At 45.4% G+C, this 16,934-nt stretch carries 16 protein-coding genes and 1 CRISPR repeat array; of the genes, 9 read left to right on the top strand and 7 right to left on the bottom strand.

Features of this window, described 5'->3' with window-relative positions; all coding sequences use genetic code 11:
• Positions 1-583 precede the first annotated feature (583 nt).
• The 4 genes from tsf to ACE1CD_RS28755 all read right to left on the bottom strand — a co-directional run bounded on the left by tsf (position 584) and on the right by ACE1CD_RS28755 (position 3,959).
• Positions 584-1,243, bottom strand: coding sequence for a translation elongation factor Ts (gene tsf / locus ACE1CD_RS28770; RefSeq protein WP_374826982.1), 660 nt, complete (start codon positions 1,241-1,243; stop codon positions 584-586).
• A 41-nt stretch (positions 1,244-1,284) separates the two neighbouring features.
• The gene (gene rpsB / locus ACE1CD_RS28765; protein ID WP_374796417.1) at positions 1,285-2,082 is read right to left on the bottom strand and encodes a 30S ribosomal protein S2; all 798 of its coding nucleotides are present in this window, start codon (positions 2,080-2,082) and stop codon (positions 1,285-1,287) included.
• Between the two features lie 157 nt (positions 2,083-2,239).
• On the bottom strand, positions 2,240-2,839 hold the full coding sequence (locus tag ACE1CD_RS28760) for a hypothetical protein (protein ID WP_374796419.1): 600 nt from the start codon (positions 2,837-2,839) through the stop codon (positions 2,240-2,242).
• 187 nt (positions 2,840-3,026) lie between these two features.
• Complete coding sequence (locus ACE1CD_RS28755; RefSeq protein WP_374796421.1) at positions 3,027-3,959, bottom strand: glycosyltransferase family 2 protein; 933 nt, start codon at positions 3,957-3,959, stop codon at positions 3,027-3,029.
• Between the two features lie 453 nt (positions 3,960-4,412).
• Here ACE1CD_RS28755 and argG point away from each other — a divergent pair, with 453 nt between their 5' ends.
• Genes argG through ACE1CD_RS28740 form a run of 3 tightly spaced genes read left to right on the top strand, consistent with a single transcriptional unit; the run spans position 4,413 to position 7,621 of the window.
• Positions 4,413-5,651, top strand: a complete 1,239-nt coding sequence (gene argG / locus ACE1CD_RS28750) for an argininosuccinate synthase (protein ID WP_374826981.1) — start codon at positions 4,413-4,415, stop codon at positions 5,649-5,651.
• Between the two features lie 37 nt (positions 5,652-5,688).
• Complete coding sequence (locus ACE1CD_RS28745; protein ID WP_374826980.1) at positions 5,689-5,853, top strand: hypothetical protein; 165 nt, start codon at positions 5,689-5,691, stop codon at positions 5,851-5,853.
• Complete coding sequence (locus tag ACE1CD_RS28740) at positions 5,846-7,621, top strand: hypothetical protein (protein ID WP_374826979.1); 1,776 nt, start codon at positions 5,846-5,848, stop codon at positions 7,619-7,621. Before ACE1CD_RS28745 ends, ACE1CD_RS28740 begins: the two co-directional genes overlap by 8 nt.
• Positions 7,622-7,768: 147 nt before the next feature.
• Here the strand turns inward: ACE1CD_RS28740 and ACE1CD_RS28735 are convergent, their stop codons facing one another.
• Together ACE1CD_RS28735 and yidD are read right to left on the bottom strand one after the other, a co-directional pair.
• On the bottom strand, positions 7,769-8,485 hold the full coding sequence (locus tag ACE1CD_RS28735; RefSeq protein ID WP_374796427.1) for a M15 family metallopeptidase: 717 nt from the start codon (positions 8,483-8,485) through the stop codon (positions 7,769-7,771).
• Positions 8,486-8,743: 258 nt separating this feature from the next.
• Positions 8,744-8,925: a CRISPR direct-repeat array (repeat unit 27 nt; unit sequence GTTTCAGAAACATCTAATCCCTTTCAG).
• Positions 8,926-9,168: 243 nt separating this feature from the next.
• The gene (gene yidD, locus ACE1CD_RS28730; protein ID WP_374796429.1) at positions 9,169-9,414 is read right to left on the bottom strand and encodes a membrane protein insertion efficiency factor YidD; all 246 of its coding nucleotides are present in this window, start codon (positions 9,412-9,414) and stop codon (positions 9,169-9,171) included.
• Positions 9,415-9,486: 72 nt separating this feature from the next.
• On the opposite strand from yidD, the gene ACE1CD_RS28725 reads away from it, so the two are divergent.
• Both ACE1CD_RS28725 and ACE1CD_RS28720 read left to right on the top strand, forming a co-directional pair.
• Entirely contained in the window at positions 9,487-10,179 is a 693-nt protein-coding gene (locus ACE1CD_RS28725) for a diacylglycerol/polyprenol kinase family protein (RefSeq protein WP_374826978.1), read from the top strand.
• 533 nt (positions 10,180-10,712) lie between these two features.
• Positions 10,713-11,354 carry a hypothetical protein gene (locus tag ACE1CD_RS28720; RefSeq protein WP_374796433.1) on the top strand — a complete coding sequence of 214 codons (642 nt, stop codon included), beginning with the start codon at positions 10,713-10,715 and terminating at the stop codon, positions 11,352-11,354.
• Between the two features lie 347 nt (positions 11,355-11,701).
• On the opposite strand, the gene ACE1CD_RS28715 is transcribed toward ACE1CD_RS28720, so the two are convergent.
• On the bottom strand, positions 11,702-11,851 hold the full coding sequence (locus tag ACE1CD_RS28715; protein WP_374796435.1) for a hypothetical protein: 150 nt from the start codon (positions 11,849-11,851) through the stop codon (positions 11,702-11,704).
• A gap of 409 nt (positions 11,852-12,260) precedes the next feature.
• On the opposite strand from ACE1CD_RS28715, the gene ACE1CD_RS28710 reads away from it, so the two are divergent.
• The 4 genes from ACE1CD_RS28710 to ACE1CD_RS28695 all read left to right on the top strand — a co-directional run bounded on the left by ACE1CD_RS28710 (position 12,261) and on the right by ACE1CD_RS28695 (position 16,897).
• The gene (locus ACE1CD_RS28710) at positions 12,261-13,667 is read left to right on the top strand and encodes a nicotinate phosphoribosyltransferase (RefSeq protein ID WP_374826977.1); all 1,407 of its coding nucleotides are present in this window, start codon (positions 12,261-12,263) and stop codon (positions 13,665-13,667) included.
• Between the two features lie 61 nt (positions 13,668-13,728).
• The gene (locus tag ACE1CD_RS28705; RefSeq protein ID WP_190469391.1) at positions 13,729-14,316 is read left to right on the top strand and encodes a nicotinate-nucleotide adenylyltransferase; all 588 of its coding nucleotides are present in this window, start codon (positions 13,729-13,731) and stop codon (positions 14,314-14,316) included.
• Positions 14,289-15,035 (top strand): NUDIX domain-containing protein, encoded by a 747-nt coding sequence (locus tag ACE1CD_RS28700; protein ID WP_374796439.1) that lies wholly within the window; start codon positions 14,289-14,291, stop codon positions 15,033-15,035. The genes ACE1CD_RS28705 and ACE1CD_RS28700 overlap by 28 nt, the downstream gene beginning before the upstream one ends.
• 158 nt (positions 15,036-15,193) lie before the next feature.
• The gene (locus ACE1CD_RS28695; protein ID WP_374826976.1) at positions 15,194-16,897 is read left to right on the top strand and encodes an NAD+ synthase; all 1,704 of its coding nucleotides are present in this window, start codon (positions 15,194-15,196) and stop codon (positions 16,895-16,897) included.
• Positions 16,898-16,934 lie beyond the last annotated feature (37 nt).

Below are 16,934 nucleotides of genomic sequence, written 5' to 3'. Positions count from 1 at the left end.
AGCGCTGTTGAATGGTGGTGGTCATGTGTTTATGATTGCTATGTATTTTTCGAGGTTCGTATGATGTCTTTATTATGGGGGAGGTTGTTAAGGTTTGTAAAGTGTTTTGTGTTGTAGGGTTTTTTATGGGTTGTATAAGTGTAGCTAATGGGTAGGGTGGGGTGCGATCGTCTAGAGCGTCAGTCCAGTAAACGAGGTTGACAAAATAAACATAATGTAAATTTTTATTTAGACCCTAGCAGGGCGAAGCATTTGGACAGAAAATCTTGGGTTTTGTGTAATAAATTGTCGCCCAAATGCTTCACCCCTACACAATACATATTTCCTTGTTTTTGTCAATTTATTCTAGTGGACTGGCGTTGTAGACTCCAGTATTTATTTTGGGTCACATATCCGAAGAGGCAGTTAAACGTGATATTGAAACTCAAAAACAGCATGGTTAATTTGGCTGACTCGTACCGAAGCCGACCTCGCCTTTCATCTCCGGGGACAAGTCCGCGCAGTCTTTCCGGCGAATTTAATCAAAACAGGCCAACCTGAATGGATGGCCTGTCTTTTTTGTGACTTAGTTATTGTGAGGCTACTAATTGCTACCCATTTGGGCGGCGACTTCTTCGGCAAAGTTGGATTCTTGTTTTTCCAGTCCTTCACCGAGTACAAATCTGACAAAGCGACGCACTTGGATGTTTTCACCCAATTTGGCGACTTGCTGCTTGACCAACTCTTCGACTGTGATATTTTGGTCGCGGATGTAGGGTTGATCGAGCAAAGTCATTTCTTTGAGGCGTTTTTCAATTCTACCCTCAACGATCTTTTCTTTGATGTTGGCGGGTTTGTTGCCCAAGTCATCTCGCCCCATTTCGATCGCTTTTTCCCTTTCCACTACTTCCGATGGGATGTCGCTGACCTTGACGTATTCCACGTTCGGGCAAGCCGCTATTTGCATCGCAATGTTCTGCACTAGGGCTTTGAACTCTTCATTGCGGGCCACGAAATCGGTTTGGCAGTTGACTTCCACCAGCACGCCTACTCTGCCGCCTGTGTGGATGTAGCTGCCTACCAGCCCGTCTGTAGCTGCTTTCGTTTCGATTTTGCCGGCACGAGCGAGTCCTTTTTGCCGCAGCCATTCCATAGCTTTGGTTATGTCACCGCCGGTTTCCGAGAGCGCTTTTTTACAATCCATCATACCTGCGCCGGTTTTTTGACGCAGTTCTTGGACAAGTTTTGCAGATATTTCCGCCATTTTGCCGATCGTCCCTAATCTATTTTCCTTGTTAACGCTGATTATTCATCGCCGTCTTCATCTTCATCTTCATCGGGGAAATCGCTCTCATCGTAGTCGATCTCCTCTTCAGCGCCTTCGTAATCTTCGTAGTCTTCATCTTCCGCTGCTTCCAGCTGACCGTGACGACCTTCGTAGATAGCATCGGCTAACTTGCCAACTATTAGCTTGATCGATCGAATGGCGTCATCGTTTGCCGGAATGGGAATATCGACTAAATCCGGATCGCAGTTTGTGTCCAGCAGCGACACGATCGGAATATTTAATTTCTGACATTCTTGCACTGCGTTGTATTCGCGCCGCTGATCGACAATCACCACTACATCGGGTAGTTTCCGCATCGTCTTGATGCCACCCAAATATTTTTGCAGCTTTTCCATTTCCCGCCGCAAAACTGCTGCTTCTTTTTTAGGTAACAGAGCAAGAGCGCCATTTTCTTCGCGGCGTTCCAAATCTTTCAGGCGTTCCACCCGCGTTTTGATCGTAGCCCAGTTGGTGAGCATTCCACCCAACCAGCGTTGGTTGATGTAGTAAGCTCCACAGCGACTCGCTTCTTGTGCCACAATTCCAGCTGCTTGACGCTTAGTACCGATGAACAGAAACTTTTTCCCCTGTTCCGCAGCAGTCCGCATATAGGTGTAAGCGTCTTCCATCAACTGGGCTGTTTGTACCAAGTCGATGATGTGGACTCCATTGCGGGATGTATAAATGTAGGGAGACATTTTGGGATTCCAACGACGAGTTTGGTGACCAAAATGGACTCCCGCTTCCATCATTTGAGCCAATGAGACAACTGGCATATTTTTTTGAACTCCTTTCGGGTTAATCCTCCATCCGAGCGGATTTCTTGCGAGGCTTACTCTTGTGCAAGAAACACCCGAAATCTCGGATGTGCGATTTAGACAACATCCTTTAACCTAGCACAGTTTGGGCGCTACCTGGAAACTTGCGATCGAATTATTGAGTAAGATCTATTTCGTGGTTACGACTTAGCTGGGTAGCTTCTTTCGTTGCCGAATCGTAAGACCAAGCTTGAATAACCACTTTACCTGTTGGCAAAGTGGAAGGATTGATTGTGGCAGTCCAACCTGAGTTTTTATAAGCAGGATTGTTCAAAGCTTTGGCAACATCGGGTCTTCCTATATTTACGGGAGCTACTGCCAGCACTTTTTTATTGTCTGCTTGCGTAATAATCACGCTGTCAGCTACTTTGCTCTTGTTAGCTAGAACAGCCCAACCGCTCACCTTGATGGGAGTTGATTTTGAAATCTTATGAGTTGGGGCACTAGAGTCATTTATGACATCTAAAACACCATACAGGCTGCCTGGTGTTGGTGCTTTGAATTTTACTTCGCTGACATTTTTTATTTGAGTGGTAGATACGCTTACTGTCGAGGATGTTTTCTCAACAGCTGGAGATGCTGCTGTTGGGGCAGATGCGGAAGAAGAATTATCTGGTGAAGTTGTATTGCTTGCGCTCTCGGAGTTGCCAGAGCAAGCAGCTAATGAAACAGCTAGTACTGAAATTAAACCAAAAATTTTTGCCCGTTCAAGCATATGTATGTCTGAGATTAAAGTAAGTTGCTGTGCCTTGGAAGCTTCAACTTCCACCAAACACCCGACAAAAGGGACGTGCCCGCTAAATAACTTTATTAAGATATCATAAATTCGCTAACTTCTGGTGCAAAGGAGGTAGAGTATTTTACAGCAGTTGGAAAAATATTTCAGGCAAGCCGACTTTTTTTTACCGCATTTGAGCATAAGCAGCGTAAACGGCTTTGACGTTGTACCAATTCAAAAAGATTCGCGCTATTTCCAGGGCTAATTGCGGTTTTCCTCTATCGATGAGAGCTTGCAAAAGCCCTGCCATTGTACGTTCGTTGAGGTGACCGCCAAGGGAGAGGAGTCCCCAAAGCAGTCGGTGCAGCCAAGTCATTTGGATGGCCATCCGCACTTCCCAGGTGGGGTGTTTTTGGTAGAACAGAACGCCCATGCGTCCTCGCTGAATTTCTTTGTCGATCAGTTGCGGTAGCTGGTCTAAGCGAAAAGGTGGATGCCAGTGGTAGCCGATCGCAGCGGGACATTTAATTAGTTTGAGACCGAGTTTTTTGAGTCGGACGCCCAATTCTAGGTCTTCCCAGCCATAAAGTTGAAAGCGGGTGTCAAAGAGTCCGGCTTCTGAAAACCAGTGGCGGGCGATCGCTACATTCCCCGTCGCAAAGTAAGCTGCCGAGAAGTCGGTCAGCTTGTATGGTTCGGAAGTGGGGTTATTAAAGTTACAAGTGTTGATGACGCGCCCGTAGGTAAACAGACGATCGCTCCCCACCGATCGATATCCCTGCATCAACGTATCTGCGTGCGCTTGCAGGAAATTTTCTGTCACTACCAAATCGCTATCGATAAAAACGATCGTATCCCCTGTAGCTTTTTCTACACCGAGATTGCGGGCAGCGGCTGGCCCTTGGTGGTCTTGCTGGAACGATCGTACATGAGGAAACTCAGCCGAATGCGCCGACAGCCATTCCAAAGTACCGTCAGTCGAGCCATCGTCCACCAGCACAACTTCGTAGCCAGTAATGCAGCTAGCAGCACCCAAACGCTGATATTCCAAGGCGCGAAGGCACTTTTCCAAAATGGGTTTGCGATTGTAAGTTGGGATAACGACGCTGAAAAACACCGGTAAAGTTACTCATTGCTATTCGCCCGCTCATTGTATCGCAAAGAAAGGGGCTTGAAAGTCAAAAGTCAAAAGTTAAAAGTCAAAAGTCAAAATTACTGATTTTCCGGTTCTATCTCGATCTGGTCATTCTGCACCTTCCCTAATTTGCCGTTTTGCCATTCTGCCGTTTTCTCTCTCTCCCGGTCTACCTCTCCCGCCCTCTCCCTCTTCTTTTTGACTTTTGACTTTTGACTTTTGACTTTTGACTTTCTCTAGCCTCTAACTATAAATATGTGCTTTGTCCGACAAGAATGAGTGTACGAGTGGGGGATAATAAAAACTCGTTGTTTTGCTGGATGGAAATAATGGGTCGCGTCAACAAAGTTGTGCTGCTGTTGGCGTATCGATTAAAAAAATAGCTCCGGCGGGAACATATTTAGCACGCGATGCTACGGGAAAGGAAAATTTGGCATGAAAGCTCAAGATTTAGTCGGAAAAACGATCGCATTTGCTGGCTCCGGGGGTTTGGATAGCTGCACCATCACCCGTTGGCTGACAGATATGGGTGTACAGGTGATTTGTTTTACAGCCGACCTGGGTCAACCCGACGAAGAAGATTTGGATGTCGTCCGCAAGCGGATGCTGTTGGCTGGAGCAGTTGATTTTGTGTTGTTACCGGCACGAGAAGCTATCGCAGAAGCGGGTTTGAGTGTGATTCAATCTCAAGCTTGCTACGAGGGACGCTACTGGAATACGACCGGTATCGCTCGCTGCGTGTTGGCGAAAATAATGATTGAAGAAATGCAAAAAAGGGGACTGACTATCTTCAGTCACGGCGCAACGGGACGCGGAAACGATCAAGTGCGCTTTCAACTGATCACCAATATGCTCGCGCCGGAGTTTGAGGTGTACGCTCCCTGGCGCGATGAGGAGTTTCTCGCTCGTTTTCCCGGTCGCAGCGAAATGATTGACTTTTGTCAAGCAAAGGGACTTCCCGTGACGGCGACGAAAGATAAACCTTACTCTACTGATGCGAATATGCTGGGTTTAACCCACGAGTCGGGACATCTGGAAGCGCTGACTACACCGGCACATTTCGTTAAGCCAATTATGGGTTGCTACCCCGCCGATGCGCCAGATGAAACAGGCGAGTTCACTGTGGTGTTTGAAAAGGGTCGCCCTGTATCAGTAAATGGCAAATCTGTCAATCTGGTAGAAGCAATTGTAGAAGCAAATGCGATCGGCGGACGGTATGGTATTGGTATCGGTACTCACTTAGTCGAAAATCGCTTTGTGGGTATTAAATCGCGGGGAGTTTATGAAAGCCCTGGTGTAGAATTGTTGGGAACCTGTTATGCCTTTTTACTGCAACTGATTTTAGATCGTCGCGCCCGCGAATTCTACGACCAGCTATCTTTATTAATAGCTAAGCAAATTTATCAGGGTTACTGGTTTGACTTGGCAACTCAGATGGCACTTTTAGCCATTGGAAGAACCGCAGAACTGGCGACGGGAACTATCACCGTTTCTGTTTACAAAGGAAATATTTCTTTTGTTTCCGCAAGCAATACGCCGCATTCCCTATACTCAGAAGAAAATGCCTCTATGGAAGGTATCGGCAGTTACAATCACGCCGATTCTGAAGGATTGTTGCGCGTTTTCGGCGTGAGTGCGCGTGTTCTGGCTACCAGCGGTCAAATTAAAGGTTGAGCGCGGTAATTGGTCAGCCGATTTTGGATTTTAGATTTTGGATTTTGGATTTTGGATTGGCTGGGCTTTGAATATTGTAGAGATGCTTTATGAAACGTCTCTACAATATTCGGAAAAATTTTTGATGATTTGCATTGAAATGGGAGGTTTTACAGTCCTTTTTCGCTCGATCGAAAACTACGAACAACTGACCGATGACTAATGAGTTTATGAATTTGCCCAGTTTAAAAACTTTCTCCCAAAGCCGCTATTTTCATCCGTTGTTACTGTTAGCATCGATAGCAGTAGGAATTGCTTTGCGCTTCAGTCGTCTGGAGGCAAAGCCGATTTGGACGGATGAATTTGCTACGATAGTTTTTAGCTTGGGCAATACTTTTCATAGTGTACCTCTGGATAGATCGATCGCACCAGATGTTCTCTTCCAACCGCTACAACCGCAACTTAAAGATATTGGCGATGTTATCGAGCGTTTATTTAACGAAAGTACGCACCCACCTTTATATTTTGCCATTGCACATTTGTGGTTGAAACTGTTTGCAATCCAATCCAAAATGGTTTTGCTGTGGGCGTCGAGGACGCTTTCCGTTTTGTTTGGCGTGGCGACTATTCCGGCGATGTACGGTTTCGCTTGGTTAGCTTTTCGATCGCGTGTGGTGGCGCAATTAGCAGCGGCGATGATGGCAATATCGCCCTACAGTATATTTTTAGCACAAGAAGCGCGACACTACACTTTGGCGACTTTATTTATCGTCGCTTCTTTGAGTTTTTTTGTTGTTACCATTAATTATATAGAAAAGCGATCGCCTTTACCAGCTTGGGTAGGATTTAGTTGGGTAGCAGTTAATAGTTTGGGTATCGCTACACATTATTTTTTCACACTTTCATTAGTAATTCAAGGTTTAGTATTATCGGTAATTTGGATAAAAAATAAGATAAATTCTCCGTTGGCAAACGCACCGTTAATTTATTGGTGGCGGATTGTAGCTGTAGCGCTGGGAACGCTCGCGGGAGGATTGGTTTGGCTACCTGTTTGGCAAAATATTCACGGTAGCGAATTGACTAGATGGGTTTATCAAGATCCGCTGAGAAATTTTCTGTTACCTGCGATCAGATTGTGCTTGTGGGCAAATTCTATGCTGTCGATGTTGCCAGTTGATATATTCAGTCTACCTTTATGGGTGGTAATTGTTTTTGGCAGCATAATGATAATTTATTTAATCTGGATTGTGCGTTTTTCATGGCGCGGTTGGAGATGGCAAATCAAACAATCCAATAGCAGTTTTACAGCTAAGGCTTTGGGTGGATATGTTGTAAGTATGTTGGGGTTGATTTTGGTTTTAAATTATGGTTTGGGAACGGATTTAACGTTAGCGCCAAGGTTTCAATATATTTATTTTCCAGTTGCGCTCGCATTATTTAGTTATAGCATTTCTGCATATTGGATGACAGCCACTGGTCAAAGGGAATTTGAAGATAAAATTCCATTACCGCAGCCTCTGTCGCCTGTAATGATAGTTTTGTTAATGGGATTAATGGGAGGGATAACTATAGTTGGGAATTTCGGCTATCTGCAACACGAACGTTGCGATATTGTCGCCAAATCAATATACAATGAATCTCAAATGCCAGTTTTGATTGCATCAACTCACAAACATCACGGTAATACTGGTAGAATGATGGGGATAGCGTGGGAGTTAAACCGCTTAAATCAGGGAACTTATCATAGTAGTCCTTTGTTTTTACTCGCTCACAATTATCAAGGTTTGTGTAAGGAAGCTGTGTGTAATGACCCAAATAACGATCCGGGAATTACGCTATCGGAAACTGTCGCGAAATTGCCTCGACCTCTGGATGTTTGGGTGGTGAATTTCCACGCGCCAATTCTAATTGAAAACCAAAATTGTACTAGCGCGGATGCTCGTTGGCGTAAGGTGGAAGGATATCGATTTAGGCGATATGAATGTAGATAATAGGGGTTAGGGGCTAGGGGTTAGGGGTTAGGGGCTAGGGGTTAGGGATTAGGGAAGAGGGAAGAGGAAAGAGGAAAGAGGGAAGAGGAAAGAGGGAAGAGGAAAGAGGGAAAATATTAATTCTTCCGCCCCCCTGCCCCCTAGCCCCTAGTCCCTAGCTCCTGCTCTCCCATATCGCGCTATAACTGGATTGGTGGGATTGGTTTGATTGGACAACCAAGCCCACATTTGATCGCCGCAAGAAAAATGCCACCACTCGTTAGGATGGCGCTGAAATCCAGATGTTTGCATGACATTGTATAAGAGTTGACGATGAGCGTGATATTGCTGTTCGATCGCATTGGTACTGTTGGCGAAATAATCTGGATAGGAGGTAGGTGAAATTTCGTCAATGGCAGAACCCATATTAATTGTGTTGCCACGTTCGTCAACTAAGGTAATATCGATCGCAGCACCTGTACTGTGTGGGGGCGGTGTGGCTGGATCGAGGCTTGGTGGTGCCCAAAACTGATATACTTGTGACCAGATTTGTTGTCGATCGCTTTCCGATATTTCAGATAAGTTCAATTTCTGAGTCGCAACTATTTGCGCGAAGCTGTACTCAACCATAAATTGTTGCACTTGCACGGGTCGATAGGCATCAAATATTTGGATGCGCCAGTTGGGATGCTGTTGCTGTAGGTAGTTTTGGGCGGTGATGAGGTTGGCGAGGACGCTTTGACGGAGGTAATATGGCGATCGATCTCCGTAAGGTGCTAGGAGTTTTTCGTAGGGATGGGGAGACTCGACGGCGAATAGCTCTAGGGGAATGGGGACGAGGGGTTCGCCACATTCTACAATAGGAATCTGCTGGTAGGGTTTCATGGATTGCTTGCGACGATCGGTAGGTGTTTTTTAGGGTAGAGCATTTTTTGAGGCTGGGTTGCTTTGCTGGCGATGGTTTGAGTGCGATCGAAGCGATCGAGCGGTAGTCGCAAAGGCTGTAACCCTTGCTACGTCTGGGTTTAACGGAAGATTTTCAAACGGGTATTTACAAGTCAAAGCTGGAAATGGTACATTTATTTTCGGTAGTCGCAACCGAACCTCGAAAACTAAATACGATAAGGCTTTGGGAAGGCTGCGGTTTCAGAAACATCTAATCCCTTTCAGAGATTGAAACGTGAATTCATTCAAATCGTAAATTTCCCCTTCCACGTTTCAGAAACATCTAATCCCTTTCAGGGATTGAAACCGATCCTCATTATCGGCAAGGTTTTTTAAATAGTTGTTTCAGAAACATCTAATCCCTTTCAGGGATTGAAACCAATCGCAAAAGTTTAAAGCCCGCCTGGGGTTCAAACCCCAGGCTAATAGCGAAAGTCCACTTAAGTGGACTAAAATCTTTTTGCAGTGGCATCGCTCGGAATTGCACAAGCGGTGATAAATTTCTGCAAACATAAATAAACAAAAATATTATTGCAGTCGGATAAATCCGACTTTCGCTATGACGCTCAGACTTGAGTCTGAGGCGGTCTCTCATCCTCATAACCAAGATTAAAACATCAATATTAATGATGAGAATTTTTCTTCTCACCATTATCTAATGTCGGGACAGGATCGTAACCGCCGGGATGGAAGGGATGACAGCGCAAAATGCGGCGAACGGTCATCCAGCTACCGCGCAAGGGGCCAAAACGCTCGATCGCCTGCAAACCGTACTGAGAACAAGTGGGAGTAAAGCGACACGTAGGCGGAAACAAAGGCGAAATAAACATCCGGTAGCCGCGAATTAACCAAATCAATAAAATTTTCATAGTGCCAACCAAATCTAATAAAGTGGTAAATAGGTTTTTACTAACGCTTCAGTTAAATTTTTACCAAACACAGTGCCACTTTTTGCATCCATCCCCGCCATCTGGTACAAAATTGCGATCGTCGCCATCTGGGTAGGCGGCGTTACCTTAACCGCCGAATTGCTGCATCGCTTCACCTCCACAGACCCAGAAAAAATTCGCAAAGTCGTTCACATTGGCACCGGACAAGTAATTCTGCTGGCGTGGTGGCTGCAAATCCCTGCTTGGGTAGGCATTTCCGCTTCGATTTTAGCAAGTGCTGTCACCCTATTATCCTATAAATTCCCCATCCTGCCGGGAATCAACAGCGTAGGACGCAAAAGTTTGGGCACATTTTTCTACGCTCTCAGTATAGGTATCCTCACCGCTTGCTTTTGGCCCTTGCAACAACCCCAGTACGCAGCATTGGGAATTTTGGTGATGACTTGGGGGGATGGACTTGCAGCCCTCATCGGGCAGCGATTTGGCAAACATCCCTACAAAGTTTGGGATATTCAAAAAAGTTGGGAAGGTTCCCTCACAATGGCACTCGTCAGTTATATAGTCAGCACCGTCATTTTCCTGGGAGTGGAAGGCAATATTTGGCAAACTTGGGTGATACCCATACCCATTGCCATAATTGCTACTGCATTAGAAGCTTTTTCCAAGTTGGGTATTGATAATATTACCGTTCCCTTGGGGTCTGCGGCGTTAGGCTTTTTGTTGGGCCAGTTTTTACTTGGCTAAAGCATCGGTCAATTAATGCCAGAAACGGGGCTTATTTAGCAAAATAGCTTGTTTCAGTGATAATTACATCTACATAAACCCGGTTTCTTGAAGAAACCGGGTTTATTGGCGTATTTATTCACTAAATTGCTAAATACTTCGACAAATAAATAAAAACGTTACAAATTGTTTCATAATGTTAATATAATTAAAACTACTTGCACATATAAGTTTTTGTCTCGTTGTAGCGTTGCTGGTAACGGGTGCGATCGCATCTGTCGATCGGCCATTGATGAGGATTTGTTAACAAAACAGCCAAACCAGCTTTTTCGCCAACAGCAACCTTGGCGGCTTTAAATCACCGTCTGCAAGCAGGATATAGCCATTTCCCCCATCAGCATATTGCAGGAGGAACAGCTAAAAATTTAATAATTATTTCCACAGAAACATTTCTGAAAGAATTAAGGCATTTCTGTTGATAGATAACAAACGAACTCTTGTAGAGCAAGTATAAAGCATTAGGAAATAACACTTATTTTTTGGCAAACCGCAATATGACTTTTTTCAATACCGCTATACCCCCTTTACGTCGAAAAGCCACAAATATCGATTTTAGAAAATATCCAGGCGTGTGGCGCATTAATATCCAAATTGGCAACATTAGTTTACATTCAAGCTTTTATACCAAATTGGATCAAGCCTGCATCTTGTGGGGTGCGATATCGGTTGCTATTTTTGTCACAGCACAGTTTCTCCCCCTAGACTGGAAGTTGCAAGCAGTTTTATGGTCGGTTCTGACCGTTGTCGGTACAGTAGCTATGTTAGAGCTATCTCGGTCTTGGATAAAAGAAGAACCGTTTAGGTCAATTATTTATTGTTGGGCTATTTTGATGCTGGGGGGTCTGATCGTAACTGACTTAGGCGTCTTCCTGAATTGGGGAGAAGTTTTGATCGGTCTGTGTCCTTTGTGGTTGGGCTTAAACGCTCTAGGTTACTTCTATACTGGATTGGCGATGCGATCGCGCACATTCCTATTCACCAGTTTAGTTCACCTCTTGGGCATAGCGATTCTACCCTACGTTGGCGGTTGGCAATTTCTCACCACCGGTGCGGTGATTGGATTGAGCGTATTGTTATTGGCAGAATTTGAATGGGATACCACCGCCTCATGCACCGGGAACCCTGCTAATTATTAGGGGTTAGGGGTTAGGGGAAGAGGGAGAGTGGGGGAGCGGGGGAGCGGGGGAGCGGGGGAGCGGGGGAGCGGGGGAGCGGGGGAGCGGGGGAGCGGGAAGAGGAGGACTTTTAGCTTTTGACTTTTGACTTTTGACTTTTGACTCCCCCATAAAAAGTTCGGTGGAGAAAGGTTTTTTCTCCACCGATCGCATTTGGATAAATTGATAAAAGAGAGCAAAAAGAATTGAGCGATGATTACAGATGTTGAACTTCCATTGGCGCAAATTCGTCACAGTAGGCACTCGCGCCCTATATGTGGAAAAGATGTTGACCACTAACTTGTCAGGAAACCTCCAGCTTGCTTAAACTACCAATCGGATTTCTTTGATTCGGGTAAATCGCCATCAAATGGTTGGACGCCTGTTTGGGGATAAGCATCGTCAGTCGGGCCAAAGATCCGAGCAACTGCTTCCGAGAAAAATTGAGTAACGCTGTCGAACACTTTGTAAATACTCATATAATCCTTCTCCCGTTCTAGTATTGCGAGCCAAGATCGTCTTGGTATCTCTTATTTTTATTATCGATAATTTTGTATCATTAGAACCGTATTGCAATAGTTGTTTGGGTATGTTTGCAATACTTAGCTCGCAGCTCGCCTATTTATTGAGTTTAAGTAGCAAACCATATACTTTCTTAAAATTTCGTTATCTTTGTTTGCGATCGGTCATCTCTCCATCACAAATAACCGACGCCCAAAAGCGGCAATTTTAAGCAAAAATACTATTAACTTTAGTATACAAATATTTTTACTAAGTAAAATACTCCGGGCGATTCCAGCTTCGCGAAATCTTTAACAAAAATACCTTGACACTATTATGGTAAATTTTACTATAATTAGAACAACGAATCTCGCAGGAACCTGGGCCATGACGATCGCCCCCGACCGGATGAGCTTGCTAGCTGCCAATCTTGACAGAACCGAAAGCGCAGAAGATAACGAACTGACGCTATGTTCGGAAGACTTGAGCCTTCTGACCGACCTGTATCAGCTGACAATGGCAGCGTGCTACGCAGGCGAAGGTTTAGACGCACGACAAGCAAGCTTCGAGCTATTTGTACGCCGACTGCCAGAAAACTTTGGCTACCTAATCGCAATGGGCTTGCAACAAGCCTTAGACTATTTAGAGAACTTCCGCTTCACCCCAAAACAGATACAAGCATTGCAGGCGACGGGAATATTCCATCTAGCACCCGCAAAATTTTGGTCGCTACTGGCAGAAGCCCGCTTCAGTGGGGATGTGTGGGCAGTACCGGAAGGGACGGCAGTGTTTGCCAACGAACCGCTATTGCGAGTGGAAGCACCCCTGTGGCAAGCTCAGTTGGTGGAAACTTATCTATTAAATACAATCAATTATCAAACCTTAATTGCCACAAAAGCAGCGAGAATAAGGGATGTGGCTGGAAAACAAGCAACACTGCTGGAATTCGGCACCAGACGCGCCTTTAGTCCGCAAGCCTCCGTGTGGGCAGCTCGTGCGGCTTTAGCCGCTGGCTTGGATGCGACATCGAACGTGCTGGCTGCTGTGAAGCTCGGTCAAAAACCCAGCGGTACGATGGCGCATTCTTTAGTGATGGCATTAACGGCAACATCGGGTAGCGAGGCGGAGGCATTTGCTGCGTTTCACCGCTATTTTCCAGGCGCACCTTTGTTGATCGATACTTACGATGCGATCGCAGCTGCCCAAAGTTTAGCAGAAAAGGTAAATGCCGGCGAGATGGAATTGTCTGGAGTGCGGTTAGATTCCGGCGATTTAGTGGCATTATCCCAGCAAGTGCGATCGCTCTTACCCGGCATACCCATCTTTGCCAGCGGCGATTTAGACGAGAGGGAAATTGCCCGCTTAAAGAGTGCCGGCGCTTGCATCGACGGCTATGGATTGGGAACTCGACTGGTGACGGGTTCACCCGTCAATGGCGTTTACAAACTTGTGGAAATTGATGGTATTCCCACCATGAAACAGTCGAGCAATAAAACTACTTATCCCGGTCGCAAGCAAATCTTTCGCCGTTTGGAAAACGGGATTATACAGTCAGATAAATTGGGATTGGTAAACGAAGATTCAGAACAAAGTCAGCCTTTATTACAGTTAGTTTACCGAGATGGGAAAAGACTGCGCTCGGATAATTTAGATCGCATACGCCAGCGCACTGTCGCTGCTGTCGCCAGCTTACCAATAGAAACTCGCCAGATCGATCGGCCTATTTCCCCACCAGTAGAAATATCTGCCGCACTGCTAAGTTTAACCGCACAAACGAAAAGTGTTAGGCACTGAGAAACCCAAAAGAAAAGCATCCTATTTTTGACTTTTGACTTTTGACTTTTGACTTTTGACTATGCACACAATCGCTCTTTTTGGTACTAGCGCCGATCCCCCAACAACGGGACATCAAGCAATTCTCAATTGGCTATCGCAAAACTACGATTGGGTAGCAGTTTGGGCGTCGGATAATCCATTTAAATCTCACCAAACACCATTACAACATCGAGCTGCCATGTTAAGGTTATTGATTGAGTCGATCGATCCTCCCCGACACAACATCGGTCTGCATCAAGAACTCAGCAGTCCCAGAACTTTGGAAACTCTCTCAAAAGCAAAATCAAAATGGCCATTTGCCGAACTGACCCTAGTCATCGGTTCGGATTTGGTGACGCAGCTGCCGCGCTGGTATAGAGTTGAAGAATTGTTGCGACAAGTGCAGCTGTTAGTGGTGCCGCGACCGGGAATTCCCATAGAAGATACAGCGTTGCAGCCACTGAGGGAGATGGGAGGGTCCGTGGCGATCGCATCTCTAAACAGCCCAGATGTTTCCTCTACAGCTTATCGTGAAAAAGGAGATCGCACAAGCTTAACGCCGATCGTTGAGGCATATATTCATCGAGAGCATTTATACGCATGGCAGGACGCGGCACAAAAAAGATAGAAAATCCAGGGAAAAAACAGGCATTAGCCGACTTCAAAGTAGGAGTCGATAACGTCATTTTTTCAGTTGATAACGAACAAAATCGACTTTTAGTGTTATTAGTAATGCGAGACGACGAACCATTTTCAGGTCAGTGGTGCTTACCCGGAACACTGGTAAGAAAAGGAGAATCTCTAGAAGACGCAGCCTATCGAATTTTGGCCGAAAAAATCAAAGTAAAAAATCTCTACTTAGAGCAATTGTATACCTTCGGGGGGCCGGGTCGCGATCCCAGAGAAGCGCCGGATAGCTTTGGAGTGCGTTATCTATCCGTAAGCTATTTTGCGATCGTGCGATTTGGGGAAGCCGAACTTATTGCTGATGGCGTGAGCGGTATCGCTTGGTATCCCATCCAACAGATACCGCAACTAGCATTCGATCACAATAAAATTTTGGAGTACGGCTATCGGCGTTTGCGAAATAAATTAGAGTATAGTCCCGTCGCTTTTGATGTATTACCGGAAGTCTTTACTTTGAATGACCTTTACCAGTTTTACACCACTATTTTGGGAGAAAATTTTTCAGATTATTCTAATTTTCGCTCCCGTTTGCTGAAGCTGGGATTCTTATCTGACACTGGTGTCAAAGTGTCGCGTGGTGCCGGTCGTCCCGCCAGTTTGTATCGATTTGATGCAGAAGCATTTGCACCTTTTAAGGATAAGCCTTTGGTTTTTATTTAAACGCAAAGGGCGCAAAGGCTTACGCAAAGGGACGCCGAGGGTAAAGGGATTATGCTAGCGAAAATTATACTTACTCATTATTTCTTTGCGTTCCTCTGCGATTACCTTGGCGTTCCTTTGCGTTAAAAAAAGAATTTTTGGAGGTAAAAGATAAAATTATGAAAATAGCGATCGCACAACTCAATCCTACCATTGGTGCCCTCACCGATAACGCCCAAAACATTCTCAATCTTGCCAAGCAAGCATTAGATTTAGGTGCCCGTTTATTATTGACGCCAGAACTTTCCCTCTGCGGATATCCGCCACGGGATTTGTTGCTAGACCCCAGTTTTGTAGAGGCGATGGCAACAACTTTGCAGCAGCTAGCACGGGATTTACCGCCAAATTTAGCCGTGTTGGTGGGGACAGTGGAACCGAATCCAAAAGCTTTTACCAGTGGCGGGAAATCTCTCTTTAACAGCATGGCTTTGTTAGAAGGGGGAAAAGTGCAGCAAATCTTCCACAAAAGATTGCTGCCAACTTACGATGTTTTTGACGAATACCGATATTTTGAACCCGGACTTCAGCCTAATTTCTTTACCCTCACTCCTCAGCCAAACCACTCAGCAATTAAGATCGGTGTAACTATCTGTGAAGATTTGTGGAATGATGAACAATTTTGGGGTAAGCGCACCTACGCTGTCAATCCCATTACTGACTTAGCCGAGTTGGGTGTAGATTTGATTGTCAATTTATCGGCTTCTCCTTATAGTGTTGGCAAACAAGTATTGCGAGAAGCAATGCTGCGGCATTCAGCGACACGCTTCGATAAAGCTATTATCTATGCCAATCAAGTTGGTAGCAACGATGATTTAATTTTTGATGGTAGCAGTTTTGCCTTGAATCGTACAGGTGAAATAGTTTGTCGCGCCCGTAGTTTTGAGACAGATTTAATCTTACTAGATTTTGATGTAGAAAAAGGCGATATCGCATCCGTACAACCGAAATATGTAACACCTCTACCAAATTGCGAAGAAGAGGAAATTTGGGAGGCGTTGGTGTTGGGAGTGAAGGATTATGCCCGAAAATGCGGATTTTCTAAAGTTGTAATTGGTTTGAGTGGAGGGGTAGATTCGGCATTAGTTGCCGCTATTGCAGCAGAAGCTTTGGGGCCAAAAAATGTATTGGGCGTCCTTATGCCTTCGCCCTACAGTTCCGATCATTCAGTTAAGGATGCTTTGGTATTAGCCGAAAATTTGGGCATTAAAACTCACACGCTGCCGATCGGCAATCTGATGCAAGGTTACGATGAAAGTTGGGAGGATCTGTTTGCGGGGACAGAGTTTGGTATTGCCGAGGAGAATATTCAATCGCGGATTCGCGGTAATCTATTAATGGCGATCGCCAACAAATTCGGCTATCTTCTCCTCTCCACCGGCAACAAATCGGAAATGGCTGTAGGATACTGCACTCTTTACGGCGATATGAATGGAGGATTAGCTGCAATTGCCGATGTTCCCAAAACCCGCGTTTACTCTTTGTGTAAATGGCTAAATCGCCACGGCGAAATTATTCCGGAAAATATTCTCACGAAAGCACCCAGCGCCGAACTCAAACCCGGTCAAACTGACCAAGATTCTCTCCCAGCTTACGATATTTTAGATGACATTTTGCAACGCTTTATTCACGAACATCAATCGGCTGCACAGATTGTGGCTGCGGGACACGATCCGGATGTTGTCAAACGAGTGATAAAATTGGTAGCGCGGGCGGAATTTAAGCGACGACAAGCACCGCCGGGATTGAAGATAACCGATCGCGCTTTTGGTACGGGATGGCGAATGCCGATCGCCGGTAAATGGTTTGATATAGTTAGTAGTTGATAATGGGTAGGTAGTTGCACTGTCTTCCGTCTCATCG

The organism is Aerosakkonema sp. BLCC-F183, from assembly GCF_041929145.1.
In the GTDB taxonomy this organism is placed as follows: Bacteria; Cyanobacteriota; Cyanobacteriia; order Cyanobacteriales; family Aerosakkonemataceae; genus Aerosakkonema.
Note: the sequence above shows the minus strand (reverse complement) of the source record. Positions and strands in the feature narration are given on the sequence as shown.